Here is a 17103-nt window from a genome sequence, read left to right on the forward strand (position 1 = left end):
TGCAGGTATCAGCTGAGCGCCAACTGGGTGCAGTGGCTGGCCGATCAGCCGGGTTGGTAGGTCTCCGGCAGGGTCAGTGGCTCGAAGGCGGTGCCGTTGCAGGCGGAGCAGAGGGCGTCGGCCTGGAGGCCCGAGCCGGCGCACTGGGTGCAGAGGCCGTCGTGCCAGGACTCACCGGACAGGGAGTGGTGGGGTCGTGGGTAGTGGGTGTCGGGCAGGTAGCACTCGGCGCCGGTGTGGGCGTGCCTGCGCCCGCACAGGTCCGTGCCCAGGCCTCGCTGTTCGCTCACGGTCGGGATCTCCTCAGTGCCAGGCTCGTCAGCTGGCTTGCATCCAGGGTTGGGTCAGAACGGACTGCGGGTCGGTGGTGGCGGTGAGCACAGGCGTGGTGGACAGCCGGAGGCTGGCTTCCACCTGGCCGTAGAAGGTGTCGACCGCGCGGACCAGGTCGTCGGCCTCGCGGGTGGTGACGGCGCGCTCCAGACCTGCCTCGGCCGCGGCGCGCTGGGCGGCGCCGGCGGCGAAGAACGTCGCCCACTCGCCGAATTCCGGCGCGACCTCGGCCAGCAGCACCCACGCGTTGCGCTGCACCCGGCGGCGGCTGCCCGAACGGACCGGGCGGGCGCGGACGGCGAGCACCGCGGCCGCGACCCGGAGCGCCGCGACGTGGGCGCTGGAGTAGCGGATCAGGTGGTCGCTGGTCTCCGTGGCCTCGGCCAGTGCGGTGCGAGCCCGGGACAGCTCTCGGCTGGCCGCACCGGCAGCTGCCGGCGATACCGGTGAAACAGTCATCGGTCGGTCACCCTCTCCAGTTGCCAACGGCCCGAGTCCGGGTCGTGGGCGAGATCGAACAACTCACGCCGGCCGTGCCGGCCGCATCCTGCTTCCACCCTGAACACCGTGCGCTCCGGCCCCCAGTCCGCGTCCAGCACCCCGACGGCCGCCGGGCTCGGACCCTCGGCCGGCTGATCGGAGGAGAGCGTGGCGGCGGCTCGCGAGCGGGGGGTCGCTGCCGCTGCCACGCCGGCCGGGTGGACCCGGGTCGGACGGGTCGTGCGCACCGCCGAGCAGGCTTCGGCGACCATCGCCGCGTCGATCCGGGCCGGCAACACGTCAGTCTGCGCCGGATGCTGGGCGCGGGGGTCGTGGATGGAGCCGGGGCCGATGATGCCGCGCTCCCACCAGACGGCGGTCTCGGTCCACTGGGACCTGAGCGCGCAGACCCGCCAGAGGCGGCCACGCCAGAGGAACTGGTCCGGGGTCTCGATGCCGTCCACGAACACCGAGTGCACCTCGACAGCGTCGTCGAACTCCCACATGGCCCATCGCCTCCTCTGTACGTCCTGCTCCTGATCGACGGCCGGCCCTTGCGTCAGGACCGGGTCGGAGGCCCGGCGGGTGAGCCCGGGGTGGGGGTCGAGGACCACCCCGGTGCCCGGCCCGCCGGGACCACCGGATTCCGATGCGGCCGCAACTCCGCACCGGAGCCGTCCAGCTGTCCGGCTCACCCCCGTCCGGCCTCCCGACGAAACCGGATCCGAGGTAATCGAACATCTGTTCGAACAATGGAAGCGTATCGTCGCCCACCGGCAATCGTCAACGGCCCGTAATTCCGGCGCGCCGCCGGACGGCCGCTCCGGCCGCCAGACTGGAAGTCCAGCCACGGAGGGACGAACGGTGAAGAAGCGGACAGCCGGAATCGCCGCGGCGGCGGTCGCCGTCGTGGTGGCAGCGATCGCGCTGCCGCTCTTCCAGCCGTGGCGGCTCGCGACCGACAAGGTCGTCGACGAGGCGCTGCCCGGCACTGCTCCGATCTCCACACAGACATCGTCGACGACGCCACCGACAGTTTCCGTCGCCCCGGCACAACCGACGCCTCCCGTCAAGACCGGACCGAGGATTCTCCTGACCGGGAAGCTGACCACGCACGAACACCGCACGTCCGGCACCGTCGCCGTACTCGCGCTCCCGGACGGCAGCCGGGTCCTGCGGATCGAGAACCTCGACACGTCGGACGGTCCCGACCTGAAGGTGTGGCTGAGCGATGCCGAGGTGATCGCCGGCCGGTCGGGCTGGCACGTCTTCGACGACGGCGCCTACCGGAGCCTGGGCAGCCTCAAGGGCAACCACGGGAACCAGAACTATCCGATCCCCGCGGACGTGAAGCTCGAGGACTTCCGCAGCGTGGTGATCTGGTGCGACCGCTTTAACGTGTCGTTCGGCGCGGCCACGCTCGCATAAGCTCAGTGGGGTGAGCAGTCATCCCAATGTGCAGAAGGTTGCCGACGCGCTCGCGGCGGCAGGCGCCACCGGCACGATCGTGATCCTGGACGAGGCGGTGCCGACGGCGGCTGCCGCGGCGGCCGAGCTCGGCTGCGAGGTCGGTGCGATCGCGAACAGCCTGATCTTCAACGGCGACGGCGTACCGGTTCTCATCCTCACCTCGGGCGCGCACCGCGTGGACACCGCGAAGGTCGCCGCCGAGCTCGGGATCGCCAAGCTGAAGCGGGCCACCCCGGAGTTCGTGAAGGAGCACACCGGCCAGTCGATCGGCGGCGTCGCCCCGGTCGGGCACCCGGGCCAGGTCCCGACCTACGTCGACACCGCCCTGGAGCAGTACGACGTGATCTGGGCCGCTGCCGGCATCCCCCACTCGGTCTTCCCGACGACGTACGACGAACTGCTGAAGCTGACCGCCGGCGCGCCGGTCACCGTGAACTGAGCGACGAACCGAGTACGGCGGGGATCGCCGTACCCACGAACCGCCGGGTCAGCCCGGCGCGCGTGTGCCGCCACCACGGCCCGGTCCGGAACTCCGGCCCGTACCGTCGGCGGCGGATGTCCTCGACGACGTCGGCGGGAGCGCCCAGCTGCGGCAGTATGTCGAAAGCGGCGCGCTTGGTGATCAGGTCGCCGGTCGCCAGCGTGACGTGCGCGCGGGCGATCGTGAGCAGGCTGAGGTCGACCCAGATGTCGGCGTACCAGTTGCTCCGCTTCTTGGTGGCCGGCAGCCAGAAGCCGCGCAGGTCGCGGCGGATGAAGGCGAACAACTCCTCGTCGCTCGTCGGCGGCAGCAACTCCGCGGGCGCCGGGCCGAACAGAGTGCGGTTGCCGATCGCAAGCTCTCGCCGGGTCACGGGGGTGACCGGGCGGTCGAAGTACCGCTCGTGGGCGAAGGTCGGATGCCGCACCGAAGCGTCGGCCAGCTCCGTCAGGTACGAGCAATGCAGCTTCGCGGCGAGCGGGAAGTCGCGGATCAGCTGTCTGTGTACGTCGGCAACGGTGGGCGGAGGCGGCGACGAGGTCACGACGATCACGTCCAGGTCGCTGCGCCCCAACTGGTAGTCCCCCAGTGCCAGTGAGCCGTGCAGCCAGACTGCCTTCACGGCTGCGACTTTCCGCACAGACATGACGAAGCCGTCCAGCACTTGCTGGACGGCTTCATCGATCACGACGGCCAGACTAGATCGCCGGTCGGACGTCTACGTCGGCGGCCCGTACGTAGGCCATCCGGTGGCCGAACCAGATCTGGTAGTACCTGTCCTTGCCGAGGACCTGCACGTGGTCGGTCGGCGGCGCACCGTCGAACGTCACGGCCCGGTAGTAGTCGGTCTCGATGTTCAGGTCACCGACCGGGTAGGACTGCCCCGCGCCGATCGTGTACTGCAGCGGCGTGACCGTCTGGTACGGAATGCCGGCCGGGTACGCCGACTGCTCCGGGTAGGCGCGTCCGTACACGGGCACTGAAGCGAGACCCGCCTTCGGCTTCACGACCAGACCCGGCTTGACGAAGGCATCCGGTGACGTCTTCGGGCTCTTGAACCAGCCCAGTGCACCCAGGTACCAAACGGCCACCCAGTCGCCCTGACGCTGCGCCACGACGTACTGCGAACCCGCTGCGGCCCGGGAGCCCATGTCGGAGACGTCAGTGGTGCCGTCGATCCCGTTCGGATGCAGTCCGATGTCCTTGACCAGCGGAGCGTTGTCATCCGGCGACTGACGCAGGTAGACGAAGTTGGTCCCCTGCGGCGTGCACGTCGTGTTCGGGGCGTCGCAGTTGCTGACCACCTGGACGTTGTTCGCGAAGCCCGGCTTGATCGTCACGATCGAACCGGCGCGCACCGGCAGCACGGACTTGCCCCAGATCGGGGCGCCGAGCAGGTCGAAGTAGTGCTCCCAGTCCCAGTAGGGTCCCGGGTCCCAGTGCATGCCCGCGACCGTCGACGGGACCGTGCCCGGCACCTGGTCGTGGCCGATGATGTGGGCCCGGTCGAGCGGGATGTGGTTCTTCGCGGACAGGTACTTCACCAGCTTGGCCGAGTTGCGGTACAGCGACTCGGTGAACCAGGTGGCGCCCTGCGGCGCGAAGCCCTCGTGCTCGATGCCGATGCTGTGCATGTTCACGTACCAGTTGCCGGCGTGCCAGGCGACGTCCTTGGCCTTCACGTGCTGCCAGGTGTGGCCGTCGGACGACCGCATGGTGTAGTTCCAGCTCACGTACGTCGGGTCCTGCACCAGGTTCAGCACGCCCTGCCAGGTGCCCTCGGTGTCGTGGATGACGATGTAGTCGATCTTGCCGGTGTTCGGCCGGTTGGCGAGGTCGTGGTTGCCGTAGTCGCCGGCGGTGCCGAACTCGGAGTACGGCGCCGGCAGCCACTCACAGCCGAGCGTCGGCGGGCACTCGACATCCGACTTCGACGGCTGCACGCCGGCCGGCAGCGACAGCTTGCCGACCTGCGCCTTGTCCGGCTTGACGGCGACGGCCGGCATCACGATCTGCTGGCCGGTGTTCGTCGTACGCGCGGCGCCCTTGGCCATGATCGAGTAGACGTCGTCGGCGAATCCGGCTGCGCCGACCCTGTCCCCCGCCTCGGCGTACGACGCCACAGCGCCGTACCACTCGGCCGGAGAGGTGGTCGCGCCGACCGGCAGGCCGAGCGACTTCTGGTACGACGCCAGCACCGCGGCGCCACCGTTGATGTTCGCGGTGACGTCGGTGCGCAGCGAGGAGGCGTCCAGGCCGGTCAGCTCGGACGCCTTCTTCAGCGTCTGCAGCGACTCGGCCGAGGCGACCTTCTGCTTGCCGGACAGGTCGGCCACCTCCGACGCACCCAGCGAGGTGAGGTGCATCGGGCCGTAGCCACCTGACGTGCTCGGCGCGCCGGCGTGGTCGTCCCACCGCGACTCGGCGTACGAGACGGCCAGCAGGACGGACTCCGGTACGCCGTACTTCGCGGCGGCAGCGCTGTACGCCGTGGCGGCGACGGCTGACGGTGCGGGCTTGGCCGACGGTTGTGACGCCTCGGCGGGTGGACCTCCCAACGACACGCCGACCAGGGCGGCCGGCAGCGCTACCGCAGCGAGTGCGGCAAGAATCTTCGGACGACGCAGCATGATGTTCTCCTGAACCCCTCGGGCGGGTGCCGGTCACACAGACTGGCAGCCTAGTCACTGTGGGTCGAGGCGACGCGGATGTCAACGGTTAACTAAAACTCACGTCGACGGGTTCGATACTGACGAAAAGGTGCGTCGGGAAGCACAGCCACTGAGGGTTACCAGAAGGGTTGCGGGCAGGACATTGGAAGCGCTGCCGTTGGCGGTCACGACTGGCTGGGCCAGTGGCGTGAATGCCTATGCCTGCGTGCTGATTCTCGGTCTGCTGGGCCGGTTCGCCGGCGCCGACGACGTGCCGCACGCCCTGACCACGACGCCGGTGCTGATCGCAGCGGGTGTTCTGTTCGCGTTCGAGTTCGTCGCCGACAAGATTCCGTACGTCGACTCCGCGTGGGACGCGATCTCGACGGTGATCCGGCCGACGATCGGCGCGATCCTGGCCGCCATGCTGTCCGGTCAGGCGAGCACGCTGCACCAGGCGATCATCGCGACCACCGGCGGTCTGGTGGCGCTGCTCTCGCACACGGTGAAGGCCAGTCTGCGGCTGGCGATCAACACCTCCCCCGAGCCAGTCACCAACATCGCCGCGTCCTCCGGTGAGGACGTCGCCGTCGCCGGTGTGGTGTCGCTGGCCGCCTTCCACCCGGAGGCCGCGCTGATCATCGCCGGTGTCCTGCTGGTCCTCGGACTGATCGGCGTGTACTTCGCGTTCCGGTTCATCCGGCGCGGGTATCTCAGGTTCAAAGCCTGGCGAGAGAAACGTAGTACCCCTGCGACCAGGAGCAGTGCTGCTTGATGGCCAACGTAATTGTCGTCGGGGCCGGTCTGGCCGGTCTCGCCAGTGCTGTGCGGCTGGCCAAGCTGGGCCACCAGGTCACCATCTGCGAGCGGGACGAGCACCTCGGCGGAGTGCTCGGCCAGGTGAAGGCAGATGGCTTCACCTGGGACGCCGGCGCGGCCAGTACGACGCTGCCGGCCGCGCTGCGTGACCTGTTCCGCAAGAGCGGCCGTCCGATCGAGAGTCTGGTCCAGCTCGACCCGGTGACCGAGCCACGCCGCCACATGTTCACCGACGGCTCCGTGCTCGACCTGCCGATCAGCGACCGCGGCTCGCAGGAGGAGGCGTGGACCGACCTCGCAGGCGCGGCTGTGGCCGAGCAGTGGACCGCACTGGTCGACGCGTACGGCGACACGTGGCAGATCCTGCGGAAAAGCTCACTCGAGCCGCCACTCGAGGACAAGCTGCCCATCAAGACGATCCGCGCCCTCAGGCCCTGGCAGACGCTGGAGAAGGTCGCCCAGCGCGAGCTGAGCGACGGACGCGCCCGTGCGGTGCTGCGGCACTTCGCAGCCCAGGGCGGTTCGGACGCGAGACTGACTCCGGGCTACGTCGGCGTGTGGTCGTACCTGGAGCGCACCTTCGGGCGCTGGACGATCGCAGGTGGTTTCGGCGCTCTGGCCGATGCTCTGGTGCAGCGCGCGAGCGAGCGGAAGATCACGGTCCACACCAGCGCTGAGGTGGTGGCGGTGACGACAGCAGGCGGCGCAGTGACCGGCGTACGGCTGACTGACGGCACAGAGCTCACAGCGGACATCGTGGTGAGTGACGTCGACCCACGGGTGCTGTACGAGAGCTTTGTCGACGATCCGGCCGCCAAGAAGGTCCGCAAGCGGATCCTGTCGACCCATCAGGCCCAGGCGGCGTACGTCGTACATCTCGGTCTGAAGGACCCGGTCCCGGAGCTGCCCTTCGAGACCGTGCTGCACGGGACGCCGACGGTCGTGGTCCGCACGGGCGGCACGGCGCCGGCCGGTCACCAGGCGTGGTCGGTGCTGGTCCACGGCTACCCCACCGACGACGTACTGGACCTGCTGGTCGCGCGCGGGCTGCACGTCCGCGACAACGTGGTCTCGCGGCAGACGTCGCCGTCCTGGTGGGCCGGTGTGGCCTGGGAGGGCTACAAGACCGCCCGCCGCCGCGCCTCGAACGTGTCGCCGGTGAAGGGCCTGTACTGCGTCGGCGCGGGCGCACACCCAGGCTCCGGAGTGCCCGCGACCACCCTGGGCGCGGCCATCGTGGCCGACGCCATCGGGAAGGCCTGAGACCCCCGTGGGGTTGGACATGGCAGCGAACTAAGATTGGTTGTTCCTGTGTTCTGTGTCGGGGTGGTGCCCGGCGGTAGAGAGGACCTCGGTGGATCAAACCCCCACATCGGCCGATCACGACGACAGCGTGGAGCGGGCTGAACTGGCGGCTGAGCAACAACACGTCGACCGGGTGTACGGCCGGGTCGAGGAGGCTGCCAGGTCTGCGTCCCGGATCGCGGTCGAGGGCCACCAGCGTGGTCAGGCGCAGAACGTCGGCCGGGTCCGTGACGAGGAGCAGACCGGTCTGTACGAGCGGGACGTGCTGGTGTTCGCGGCCGCCCGCCGGATCGCCGAGCTGGACGCCGAGCACGAGGGCCTGGTCTTCGGCCGGCTCGACTCCGACCACGGCGACGACCAGCCGCCCGCGGAGACGGCGGCCGGGCTGGAGAAGCTGTACGTCGGCCGGATCGGCGTCCGCGACGCGGAGTACGAGCCGCTGGTGATCGACTGGCGCGCGCCCGCGGCCGAGCCGTTCTACCGGGCCACCGCCACTGACCGCCAGAAGGTCGTCCGGCGTCGCGTACTGCGGAACAAGGGTCCCCGGATCGTCGGCATCGAGGACGACCTGCTGGCGCCGGAGCGCGCGCCCGAGGACCTGCCGGTGATGGGTGAGGGCGCGCTGATGGCCTCGCTGTCGCGGGCCCGCGGGCACACGATGCGCGACATCGTTGCCACCATCCAGGCCGAGCAGGACGAGGCGATCCGGGCGCCGGCTCGTGGCGTCACCGTCATCGGTGGCGGACCGGGCACGGGCAAGACGGTGGTCGCTCTGCACCGGGCGGCGTACCTGCTGTACAGCGACCGCAGGCGCTTCGAGCGTGGCGGCGTACTGGTGGTCGGACCGTCTGCTGCGTTCATGGCCTACATCGAGCGCGTGCTGCCGAGCCTTGGTGAGAACACGGTCTCGCTGCGGGCTGTTGGTGAGCTGGTCGATGGCGTGAAGGCGACTGCGGTCGACGAGGCCGACGTAGCTGCCATCAAGGGCTCGCTGCGCATGCGCGCCATCCTGTCGCGGGCTGCCCGCGATCGGGTGCCTAGCGCACCGACCACGCTGCGGGTGTTCCTCGGTGGCGCAACGGTCGAGCTGGACGCCAACCAGCTCGACAACGTACGCCGGAACGCTCTGCGCCGGACTGCTCGCAACAAGGCGGCCACGGAGGCGCGGAAGGGACTGATCGCCGCACTGTGGCAGCGCTTCCCGGATGACCTGCGCAACGGGCCGCTGGGCGATCGTGAGGCCTTCGGCGACCGGGTTGGCGACACTCCGGCCTTCCGTACGTTCTTCAGCCAGTGGTGGCCTGTGCTGACACCAGAGTCCGTCCTGCGCTGGCTCGGTGACCCACGCCGGTTGCAGCGCTGGGCGCGGAACGACCTGACCCCGGCGGAGATCGATGCGCTCGCCAGAGGAATCCGGACGACGGACGAGTTCACCATTGCCGACGTTGCCCTGCTGGACGAGCTGAGCGCATTCCTCGGTCGCCCACCGGTGCAGGAGAACATCGATGAGGAGTTCGACTGGCTGGAGGGCATGACCGACGGCGTCAACGAGGTTCTGACCAGCTCCGAGCGCCGGGCCCGGGCCGCAGCTGCACGGGAGGCCGAGGAGCCGGAGGAGTACGCGCACGTCCTGGTGGACGAGGCGCAGGACCTCTCCCCCATGCAGTGGCGGATGGTCACCCGGCGCGGACCGCAGGCCAGCTGGACGATCGTCGGCGACCCGGCGCAGAGCTCGTGGCCGGACCCGGACGAGGCGCGAGCCGCGATGGACTCGATGCTGTCGCACCTGCAGCGGCACTCGTTCCGGCTGTCCACCAACTACCGGAACTCGGCCGAGATCTACTCGTTCGCCGGTGAGGTGATCCGGCAGTCCATCCCGGACGCCGACCTGCCGAACGCGGTCCGCAGTACCGGAGTGGAGCCGGAGCACCGGATCTTCGACGACGGCAAGGTCGCGGAGGCGGCCGGCGACGCGGCGGCCGAGCTGCTGCAGCTGGTCGAGGGCACTGTCGGCGTCATCGTGCCGCCGAAGCTGCGCCCTGGCGTCGACCAGGTGCTCGCCGAGCTGGGCGACCCACGGGTCGTCGCGCTGAGCCCGCTGGAGTCCAAGGGCCTCGAGTACGACGCGGTCGTGGTGGTCGAGCCGGACCGGATCGTCAGCGACACGCTGGGCGGAGTGCGAGCGCTGTACGTCGTACTCACCCGGGCAACCCAACGGTTGATTACCATCAACAGCACCACCCATTGGTTGCCCGTCCGCGACTCTTGACCAGGAAGTAGCGTGCCTGCGCGACGGCAACTGCCCGGCGCTGAGTTAGCCGCGCGGTACGACGTACTGCACGAGGTCGGCGTCGTCCGCGGCGAGGTCCGACCAGCGGCAGGTCAGGTGCAGGACCGCGAGACCGGAGGTCGGGTACTTCTGGGTGAGCTCGACGCGCTCAGGGCTGGTGCCGTCCAGCGCGAGCTCGTCGGCCAGCCACGGGATGCCGGGAGCGTGCCCGACCACGATCACGGTGCGGGCCTCGCTCGGGGCTTCGTGGATCACATCGAGGAGTCCGTCGGTCTCGGCGTTGTAGATCCGCTTGTCGTACCAGACATCGGCCGCGGTGACGCCGGCGTCGGCGACGCACTTCCAGGTCTCGCGGGTGCGCTTCGACGGCGAGCACAGGACCAGGTCCGCTTCGATGCCCTGGGCAACGAGATGTCTACCGGCCGCGCCGGCGTCGGCGCGGCCGCGGTCGGCCAGCGGCCGCTCGAAGTCGGGCAGATCCGGCCTGGACTCGGGTGGCACCGCCTTGGCGTGCCGGAGCAGGACGAGCGTGCGGTCGATCAACAGGTCCGACGGGTCAGCCATCGTGTCAGGATACGACGGTAGAGCTGAGGTTGCGGAAGACCTGTCGAGTCGCTGTCGACCTGTTCAGGGTGATGAAGTGAATGCCCGGCGCGCCGCCGGCCAGCAGTCGTTCGCAGAGCTCGGTCGCGATCTCGATGCCGACCTCGCGAACCGCCGCCGGCTCCTCCTCGACCGCGAGCAGCCGGGACGTCACCGCCTCCGGCAGGGCCATGCCGGTGAGCTCGGCCATCCGCTGGATCTGCTTGATGTTGGTGACCGGCATGATGCCCGGCAGCACCGGCATGTCGCAGCCGAGCGCCGTGGCGCGATCGACCAGCCGGAAGTAGTCGTCGGCGCCGAAGAACATCTGGGTGATGGCGTAGTCGGCGCCGGCCTGCGCCTTGGCCGCGAGCACCTGGGCGTCCGCCTCCAGCGAGGTCGCCTCCGGATGCTTGTCCGGGAACGCCGCGACGCCGACGGAGAAGTCGCCCAGCGAGCGGATCAGCTCGACCAGCTCGACCGCGTGGTTCAGGCCCTCGGGGTGCGCGACCCATGGCTGGTTCGGCCCGCCGGGCGGGTCGCCGCGCAGGGCGAGCATGTTGCGTACGCCGGCGCCGGCGTACGCGCCGATCACCGAGCGCAGCTCGTCCCGCGAGTGCGAGACGCAGGTCAGGTGACCGAGCGGAGTGAGCGACGTGTCCTGGGCGACGCGCTCGGTGACGCGGATCGTGCCGTCCCGGGTCGTGCCGCCGGCGCCGTACGTGATCGAGACGAAGGTCGGCCGCAGCTGCTCGATCTCGCGGATCGAGCGCCACAGCACCTCCTCGGCCTCCGGGGTCTTCGGCGGGAAGAACTCGAACGAGAAGGACCGGTCTCCGGACGCGAGCAGCTCGCGAATGGTCGGCGCACCGCCGGGACGCGTCGAGGGAAGACCGTTCGCCATGCGGCTCAGGTTACCCGGGGTGCTCGCCGCTGTCTGCCCACCGACTACGCTCCGAGACGTGGATGGCGATGTGGACATTCCGGGCGGGATCCAGCAGGCACTGAGCGGGTTCCTCGACCGGCAGGAGGAGCGGCTGGCGGCGCTCGGGCCGGAGCTGGCCGAGCAGGTGCAGGCCGCGCGGGACGCGACCAGCGGCGGCAAGCGGCTGCGTCCGTCCTTCTGCTACTGGGGTTTCCGGGCCGCGGGCGGCGATCCGGCGCAGCCGATCCTGACCGCCGCGGCGAGCCTGGAGATGCTGCATGTCAGCGCGCTGGTCCACGACGACGTGATGGATTCTTCCGACGTACGCCGCGGCGCACCGGCCGCTCATCGCCGCTTCGAGGCGCTGCAGCGGGAGCGCGCCGAGAAGAGCGGGCACGGGAGCGATCCGGTCGGCTTCGGGATCGGTGCGGCGATCCTGCTCGGCGATCTGTGCCTGATCTGGGCGGACGAGCTGCTGCACACCTCCGGGTTCGATGCGGCGGCGCTGGCGCGCGCGGAGCAGTACTTCGACGCTGTGCGGGTCGAGGTGACCGCCGGGCAGTACCTCGATCTGCTGGCGCAGGCGAGCGGCGAGTCCGACATGGATCTGGCGCTGCGAGTACTGCGGTACAAATCCGCGACGTACACGATCGAACGCCCGCTGCATGTCGGGGCCGCGCTGGCCGGCGCCGACTCGCAGTTGATCTCCGCGTTGTCTGGCTACGGGCTCCCGCTGGGCGAGGCGTTCCAGTTGCGGGACGATCTGCTCGGGGTGTTCGGTGATCCGGCGGTCACCGGGAAGCCGGCCGGGGACGACCTGCGCGAGGGCAAGCGCACGGTCCTGATCGCCTATGCGGTCGACCACGCCTCGGAGGTCCAGCTGTCCGAGTTCGACCGGTTGTTCGGCCGTCCGGACCTCGACGACGACGAGATCCAGCTGCTGCGCGAGATCCTCCAGGACTCGCGCGCCGTACAGGCTTGCGAAGACCTGATCACCAACCGCACCGAGGACGCTCTCGACGCGCTGGACCAGGCGCCGCTTGCCGACGACGCCAGCCGCAAAGCCCTGACGGACCTGGCGATCGCGGCCACCTCACGCGACGTGTAGTCGCCTACTGGTCGGCCATCAGGTTGATCAGCCGCAGCAGGTCGGCGGTCGCCGGAAGGTTGCCGAGGACGATGACCTTGAGGACGGCGCGGTCTTCGTCGTAGATGGTCTCGGCCTTCAGATGGACCGCCTCGGGCTGGTTGAGGGCGCCGAGGATATGGGTGGTGATGCGGTCCGCGGTCGCCCGGTCGACGGCGTCGATGTGCACGATGCTGGACGCCTCGACGTGCCGGGCGGACCGGTCGACGTCGACCACGGCGGTGGGGGCGCCGGTGAACTTCTCGAGGTCCTCGCGGGTGATGCGGTACTGCTTGCCGATCCGCACGGCCTTGAGCCGGCCGTCGCGGACGTAGTTCCGGATCGTGCGAACGTGCAGCCCCAGCCGATTCGCCACCTGCTCGACCGAGTACAGCTCCTGCGCCATCTCACTAGACTATGGCAAGTTCCTTAGAATTCCCTATAAATGGCCCTACAGAGATAGATAGGGTATTTTGAGGTACATGACTGAGCTCGCCGGCGTGAAGGTATTCGTCAGCGACACGGCCGTCGCCACCGACAGCGACGCCGTGCAGCTGATCGTCGACGCGTACTACGCCCACCAGGCCTCGTGGATCGCGTTCACACCGGAGCAGCTCGGTGACGAGTTCTTCGAACTGCGGACCGGGCTGGCCGGTGCGATCACGCAGAAGTTCGTGTCGTACCGGATGGGGCTGGCCGTGGTCGGCGACATCTCGGCGCGGGTCGAGGCGAGCAAGCCGCTGGCCGATTGGGTCCGGGAGAGCAACCGGGGCCACAACCTGTTGTTCGTCGAGGATCTCGACGAGTTGGCCGAGCGCCTACAGGACCGGCAGTGAGCTCAGCAGGTCCGGTGTCTTGGCGTCCGCCGTCTCGTGGATGAGCACGCGGAGCTGACCGGAGTTGGTGGTGTCCTCGGCGAAGATCTGCAGGGCGACGTCGACCGTGTCGTGGTCATGCTCGAGCAGGTGCCGCAGACCGGACCACAGGACGACCTCGGGCTCGCCGGTCGACCGGTCGCTCAGAGAGTCGGCCAGCGCGTCCCAGTTCCGGCCGAACCAGCGCGGTAGGTCGAAGGCGGTCGCACAGAGGTCCAGGAACCCTGCCTTGTCGTGGATCTCGCCGGTGTCGAGCAGGACGAACCCGAACCCGGCGGCGGCAGCGTCACGGCGTACGTCGTCCGCAGCAGCAGTGGACGGCCAGCGGTAGACGCCCGGACGCAGCCCGTCCGTCAGTAGCGCGCGCAGGTCGGTCATGAGGTTCCCCCGGCTTCCGCGACGCGGCGGAAGGACTTGTAGTGGTCGTCCGTGTAGTAACGCTCCTGAGCGTTCCCGGTCACGATCCGACGGGCGCCACGGTCCTTCTCCCCCGGCGTCGTCACGGTGTACTCGTGGTAGTAGCCGCGGTCGCGCTTCGGCAGGATCTTCTCCAGGTTGCCGAACACCACGCCGTCGCGGCTGTACGGGTACGGGCCGCCCTGGTCGATCAGCTTGAGGGTGTCCTGTGCTTCCTTCGGCAGGTCGGCGATCGCGACGATCTTCAGACCGCTCCCGGGATCGACGTCGCTGGAGGTCTTCTTGTCCGCGGCGCATCCGAACAGGGACGCCGCCAGGGTGATCACCATCATGGCGATCACCACGACCGCGACGATCCGCGCGGTCTTCGGGTTGTTGATCACCCGGCCTCCCGGAGCCGCCGGGCGAACTCCGCAGCGGCCGCGCCCGGGTCGTCCGCCGCGGTGATAGCGCGTACGACGACCACTCGCGTCGCACCTGCCTCCAGTACGTCGTCCAGCCGCTCCAGGTCGATCCCGCCGATCGCGAACCACGGCTTCGACTGCCGGCGGCCCGCGGCGTACGACACCAGCTCCAGACCGGCGGCCTGACGTCCCGGCTTGGTCGGCGTCTCCCAGGTCGGTCCGACGCAGAAGTAGTCCGACCCCTGCTCGGCCACGACAGCGTTCACCTGACTGAACGAGTGGGTAGACCGTCCGATGATCGGCCCCGGTCCGGTGACCGCCCGCGCGGCGTGCACCGGCAGGTCCCGCTGCCCCAGGTGCAGTACGTCGGCCCCCGAGGCGAAGGCAACGTCCGCGCGGTCGTTGACCGCCAGCAGCTTCCCGTACCGCTTGCAGGCGTCAGCGAACACCTCCAGCGCGGCCAGCTCGTCGGCAGCCTCCATCTCCTTCTGCCGGAGCTGCACGATGTCAACGCCACCAGCCAGGGCGGCGTCGAGGAACTGCTCGAGGTCACCCTGCTTCTCGCGGGCATCCGTACACAGGTAGAGGCGGGCGTCGTCGAGCCGATCGGTGTGGTCAGTCACACCCCAAAGCCTGCCATGCCTGCCCTGCCTGCACAGACGTAGGCTCTGGGGCATGCCTGAGCTGACGTCGGATGTGGTGGTGATCGGCGCCGGGCTGATCGGTCTGGCAACAGCCTGGCGGCTCGCTGCGGACGGGGTCCAGGTGGTGGTGTGTGACCCGACTCCGGGCGCTCGGACCTCGAACGTCGCCGCCGGCATGCTCGCACCGGTCACCGAGGTGGAGTACGGCGAGGACGAGCTGCTGGCGCTCAACCTGGCCTCGGTGAACGCCTGGCCCGCCTTCGCCGAGGAGCTGGAAGAGCTGACCGAGCAGCCCGCCGGACTGCACCGCACCGGCACGCTGTCGGTCGCGTACGACGTCGACGACGCAGCGGCCCTCCGCAGGCTCGCCGACTACCAGCGTCGGCTCGGACTCGACGTGGAGGAGCTGTCCGGTCGCGACGCCCGCCGCCGCGAACCACTGCTCGCCACAGGGGTCTCGGGCGGCGTCTGGGTCCCCGGCGACCACTCCGTCGACAACCGGCAGGCAGTCGCAACGCTTCTGCGGGCCATCGACCTCTCCGGCGTTCAGCTCATCCGCCGGCGCGTCTCGCGCGTGATCACCTCCGGTACGACGGCTGTCGGCGTACAGCTCGAGAACGGCGACGCCGTGCACGCGGGTCATGTGATTGCTGCGACCGGACCGTGGTCGCCGCAGCTGGACGGCGTACCCGAGGAGCTCCGTCCGCCGGTGCGCCCGGTCAAGGGCGAGGTACTTCGACTGCGCGTACCCGAGGCCTACCGCCCCGCGCTGCAGCACACCGTCCGGGCGACCGCCCGCGGCTTCTCCGTCTATCTGGTCCCACGACCCGGCGGCGAGCTGGTCGTCGGCGCGACCACCAGCGAACTCGGCTACGACACCCGCGTACTGGCCGGCGGGGCTTTCGCGTTGTTGCGCGACGCCCGGACCGTCCTGCCGGTCATCGACGAGCTCGAGCTGGTGGAGGCGATCGCGGGCCTGCGCCCCGCGACGCCCGACAACGCGCCGATCCTCGGCCCGTCCGGCCTCGATCGGTTGCTCTGGGCAACCGGTCACTACCGGAACGGCGTCCTGCTGACGCCGGTCACCGCCCAGGTGCTGGCCGCGACGGTCCGCACCGGCACCCTCCCGGATCTCGCGAAACCCTTCCTCGCGAGCCGGTTCGGGCACTGACTCACAGTTGCCCGCAGCAACCGCATTGCTTGTGAACGACAACAATGTAGTTCAGCCTTGAATTGTAAACATTGCATTACAGGCGTAACACGCACCCCATGGCCCCCTGTTGTCCCATCCGTACCAGCGCTTACGGTCAACTGGACGTCACACGGGGAGATGGTTGCCATGCACAAGGTCCTTCGGGTGCTGAGCGGGCTCGCCGTACCGGTCCTGACCGCGGCCGTGATCACCGCCGGATCGCCCGGCTTCGGCGCGTACAAGGTCAAGCAGGGTGACACCCTCAGTCACATCGCCGGGCGCTACGGCACGTCGGTCAGGACGCTCGTCGCGCTGAACCAGCTGCCCGGCAACGGCAACGCGATCTACGCCGGCGAAGTCCTGAAGGTCCCGGCCAAGGGCACGACCACCAGCAGCGCGAAGCCGGCCAGGCGCTCCCAGCTCGGCCGCGTGACGTACGTCGTGAAGCGCGGCGACACCGTCTCCAGGATCGCGAAACGGTTCAAGTGCTCCCAGGCCAACCTGCTCGCCGCCAACGGGCTGCGCGCCGGCGACCGCATCTACGCGGGCAAGCCGCTGCAGGTCCCGGTCAAGCTGCATCCGAAGAAGCCGAAGGCGCGGACCGACAACACGTTCGCCGGGCGCACGTACGCCGACCACGTCGTCGCGGCGGCCAACCGCAACCGGGCGACCCTGAAGAAGCGCAAGCTGCCGACGCGAACGCAGATGCGGTCACTGATCGTCACCACCTCGAAGCGGTACGGCGTCGATCCGGAGCTGGCGCTCGCGGTGAGCTGGCAGGAGTCCGGCTGGAAGCAGCGGGTCGTCTCCCCGGCCAACGCGGTCGGCGCGATGCAGGTGATCCCGTCGACCGGCAGGTTCGCCTCGAGCATCGTCGGGCGCAACCTGGATCTGCTCAAGCCGCAGGACAACGTCACCGCCGGAGTGGTCCTGCTGAGCCGCCTGACCGGTGCGGCCCGCCTCGATCTCGCGGTCGCCGGCTACTACCAGGGCCTGGGCGGCGTGAAGAAGAACGGCGTCTACCCGGACACGAAGCTGTACGTCCAGAACGTCCTCCGGATCAAGGCTCAGCTCGAGCGCGGGTGGAACCCTCTGCGGTGAGCCTGAGC

General features: G+C 69.5%; 20 protein-coding genes. 9 read left to right on the forward strand and 11 right to left on the reverse strand.

The genetic code is table 11. From position 1 onward, the window contains the following. Positions 1-44: 44 nt before the first annotated feature. From ACIA58_RS13275 to ACIA58_RS13285, 3 genes are read right to left on the reverse strand one after another with little or no spacing between them, the layout of a single operon-like run. A complete protein-coding gene (locus ACIA58_RS13275; RefSeq protein WP_396403884.1) occupies positions 45-290 on the reverse strand; it encodes a hypothetical protein in 246 nt (81 codons plus the stop codon). Positions 291-318: 28 nt separating this feature from the next. Further along, on the reverse strand, positions 319-792 hold the full coding sequence (locus ACIA58_RS13280) for an SAV_6107 family HEPN domain-containing protein (protein ID WP_396403885.1): 474 nt from the start codon (positions 790-792) through the stop codon (positions 319-321). After that, positions 789-1319 (reverse strand): DUF6504 family protein, encoded by a 531-nt coding sequence (locus tag ACIA58_RS13285; protein ID WP_396403886.1) that lies wholly within the window; start codon positions 1317-1319, stop codon positions 789-791. The genes ACIA58_RS13280 and ACIA58_RS13285 overlap by 4 nt, the downstream gene beginning before the upstream one ends. A gap of 358 nt (positions 1320-1677) precedes the next feature. Between ACIA58_RS13285 and ACIA58_RS13290 the strand changes: the two genes are divergently transcribed. Together ACIA58_RS13290 and ACIA58_RS13295 are read left to right on the forward strand one after the other, a co-directional pair. Then, positions 1678-2241 carry a DM13 domain-containing protein gene (locus ACIA58_RS13290; protein WP_396403887.1) on the forward strand — a complete coding sequence of 188 codons (564 nt, stop codon included), beginning with the start codon at positions 1678-1680 and terminating at the stop codon, positions 2239-2241. A 10-nt stretch (positions 2242-2251) separates the two neighbouring features. Then, positions 2252-2722 carry a YbaK/EbsC family protein gene (locus tag ACIA58_RS13295; RefSeq protein ID WP_396403888.1) on the forward strand — a complete coding sequence of 157 codons (471 nt, stop codon included), beginning with the start codon at positions 2252-2254 and terminating at the stop codon, positions 2720-2722. Here ACIA58_RS13295 and ACIA58_RS13300 read toward each other — a convergent pair. Further along, positions 2709-3452, reverse strand: a complete 744-nt coding sequence (locus tag ACIA58_RS13300; protein WP_396403889.1) for a nucleotidyltransferase domain-containing protein — start codon at positions 3450-3452, stop codon at positions 2709-2711. The genes ACIA58_RS13295 and ACIA58_RS13300 overlap by 14 nt on opposite strands. A 10-nt stretch (positions 3453-3462) precedes the next feature. Further along, a complete protein-coding gene (locus ACIA58_RS13305) occupies positions 3463-5394 on the reverse strand; it encodes an N-acetylmuramoyl-L-alanine amidase (protein ID WP_396403890.1) in 1932 nt (643 codons plus the stop codon). 199 nt (positions 5395-5593) lie between these two features. On the opposite strand from ACIA58_RS13305, the gene ACIA58_RS13310 reads away from it, so the two are divergent. From ACIA58_RS13310 to ACIA58_RS13320, 3 genes are all read left to right on the forward strand, one after another. Then, a complete protein-coding gene (locus ACIA58_RS13310) occupies positions 5594-6190 on the forward strand; it encodes a DUF4126 domain-containing protein (RefSeq protein ID WP_396403891.1) in 597 nt (198 codons plus the stop codon). Then, positions 6190-7497, forward strand: a complete 1308-nt coding sequence (locus ACIA58_RS13315) for a phytoene desaturase family protein (RefSeq protein WP_396403892.1) — start codon at positions 6190-6192, stop codon at positions 7495-7497. The genes ACIA58_RS13310 and ACIA58_RS13315 overlap by 1 nt, the downstream gene beginning before the upstream one ends. Before the next feature lie 91 nt (positions 7498-7588). Then, entirely contained in the window at positions 7589-9808 is a 2220-nt protein-coding gene (locus ACIA58_RS13320; RefSeq protein ID WP_396403893.1) for a HelD family protein, read from the forward strand. A 45-nt stretch (positions 9809-9853) separates the two neighbouring features. On the opposite strand, the gene ACIA58_RS13325 is transcribed toward ACIA58_RS13320, so the two are convergent. Next, positions 9854-10393: a SixA phosphatase family protein gene (locus ACIA58_RS13325; protein ID WP_396403894.1), complete on the reverse strand. Its 540-nt coding sequence runs from the start codon at positions 10391-10393 to the stop codon at positions 9854-9856. A 4-nt stretch (positions 10394-10397) separates the two neighbouring features. Further along, positions 10398-11315: a methylenetetrahydrofolate reductase [NAD(P)H] gene (metF, locus tag ACIA58_RS13330; protein WP_396403895.1), complete on the reverse strand. Its 918-nt coding sequence runs from the start codon at positions 11313-11315 to the stop codon at positions 10398-10400. A 58-nt stretch (positions 11316-11373) separates the two neighbouring features. Here metF and ACIA58_RS13335 point away from each other — a divergent pair, with 58 nt between their 5' ends. Continuing rightward, entirely contained in the window at positions 11374-12444 is a 1071-nt protein-coding gene (locus tag ACIA58_RS13335; protein WP_396403896.1) for a polyprenyl synthetase family protein, read from the forward strand. Positions 12445-12448: 4 nt separating this feature from the next. On the opposite strand, the gene ACIA58_RS13340 is transcribed toward ACIA58_RS13335, so the two are convergent. After that, a complete protein-coding gene (locus tag ACIA58_RS13340; RefSeq protein ID WP_396403897.1) occupies positions 12449-12868 on the reverse strand; it encodes a helix-turn-helix domain-containing protein in 420 nt (139 codons plus the stop codon). 76 nt (positions 12869-12944) lie between these two features. Between ACIA58_RS13340 and ACIA58_RS13345 the strand changes: the two genes are divergently transcribed. Further along, positions 12945-13298 carry a DUF4180 domain-containing protein gene (locus ACIA58_RS13345; RefSeq protein ID WP_396403898.1) on the forward strand — a complete coding sequence of 118 codons (354 nt, stop codon included), beginning with the start codon at positions 12945-12947 and terminating at the stop codon, positions 13296-13298. Here ACIA58_RS13345 and ACIA58_RS13350 read toward each other — a convergent pair. The 3 genes from ACIA58_RS13350 to thiE are packed head-to-tail and all read right to left on the reverse strand — an operon-like array spanning position 13281 to position 14781. Continuing rightward, positions 13281-13715: a barstar family protein gene (locus tag ACIA58_RS13350; protein ID WP_396403899.1), complete on the reverse strand. Its 435-nt coding sequence runs from the start codon at positions 13713-13715 to the stop codon at positions 13281-13283. The genes ACIA58_RS13345 and ACIA58_RS13350 overlap by 18 nt on opposite strands. Beyond that, positions 13712-14137 (reverse strand): ribonuclease domain-containing protein, encoded by a 426-nt coding sequence (locus tag ACIA58_RS13355; RefSeq protein ID WP_396403900.1) that lies wholly within the window; start codon positions 14135-14137, stop codon positions 13712-13714. Before ACIA58_RS13355 ends, ACIA58_RS13350 begins: the two co-directional genes overlap by 4 nt. Next, positions 14134-14781: a thiamine phosphate synthase gene (thiE, locus tag ACIA58_RS13360; RefSeq protein WP_396403901.1), complete on the reverse strand. Its 648-nt coding sequence runs from the start codon at positions 14779-14781 to the stop codon at positions 14134-14136. The genes ACIA58_RS13355 and thiE overlap by 4 nt, the downstream gene beginning before the upstream one ends. Before the next feature lie 52 nt (positions 14782-14833). Here thiE and thiO point away from each other — a divergent pair, with 52 nt between their 5' ends. Further along, the gene (gene thiO, locus ACIA58_RS13365) at positions 14834-15973 is read left to right on the forward strand and encodes a glycine oxidase ThiO (RefSeq protein WP_396403902.1); all 1140 of its coding nucleotides are present in this window, start codon (positions 14834-14836) and stop codon (positions 15971-15973) included. Positions 15974-16141: 168 nt separating this feature from the next. Continuing rightward, positions 16142-17095, forward strand: a complete 954-nt coding sequence (locus ACIA58_RS13370) for a LysM peptidoglycan-binding domain-containing protein (RefSeq protein ID WP_396403903.1) — start codon at positions 16142-16144, stop codon at positions 17093-17095. The last annotated feature ends 8 nt before the right edge of the window (positions 17096-17103 follow it).

This window comes from Kribbella sp. NPDC051586 (genome assembly GCF_044453965.1).
In the GTDB taxonomy this organism is placed as follows: domain Bacteria; phylum Actinomycetota; class Actinomycetes; order Propionibacteriales; family Kribbellaceae; genus Kribbella.

Coding starts and splice junctions, on each gene's coding strand:
- ACIA58_RS13280 (WP_396403885.1), bottom strand. CDS start 792: ATGACTGTTTCACCGGTATCGCCGGCAGCTGCCGGTGCGGCCAGCCGA.
- ACIA58_RS13285 (WP_396403886.1), bottom strand. CDS start 1,319: ATGTGGGAGTTCGACGACGCTGTCGAGGTGCACTCGGTGTTCGTGGAC.
- ACIA58_RS13305 (WP_396403890.1), bottom strand. CDS start 5,394: ATGCTGCGTCGTCCGAAGATTCTTGCCGCACTCGCTGCGGTAGCGCTG.
- ACIA58_RS13315 (WP_396403892.1), top strand. CDS start 6,190: ATGGCCAACGTAATTGTCGTCGGGGCCGGTCTGGCCGGTCTCGCCAGT.
- ACIA58_RS13325 (WP_396403894.1), bottom strand. CDS start 10,393: ATGGCTGACCCGTCGGACCTGTTGATCGACCGCACGCTCGTCCTGCTC.
- metF (WP_396403895.1), bottom strand. CDS start 11,315: ATGGCGAACGGTCTTCCCTCGACGCGTCCCGGCGGTGCGCCGACCATT.
- ACIA58_RS13340 (WP_396403897.1), bottom strand. CDS start 12,868: ATGGCGCAGGAGCTGTACTCGGTCGAGCAGGTGGCGAATCGGCTGGGG.
- ACIA58_RS13345 (WP_396403898.1), top strand. CDS start 12,945: ATGACTGAGCTCGCCGGCGTGAAGGTATTCGTCAGCGACACGGCCGTC.
- ACIA58_RS13350 (WP_396403899.1), bottom strand. CDS start 13,715: ATGACCGACCTGCGCGCGCTACTGACGGACGGGCTGCGTCCGGGCGTC.
- thiO (WP_396403902.1), top strand. CDS start 14,834: ATGCCTGAGCTGACGTCGGATGTGGTGGTGATCGGCGCCGGGCTGATC.
- ACIA58_RS13370 (WP_396403903.1), top strand. CDS start 16,142: ATGCACAAGGTCCTTCGGGTGCTGAGCGGGCTCGCCGTACCGGTCCTG.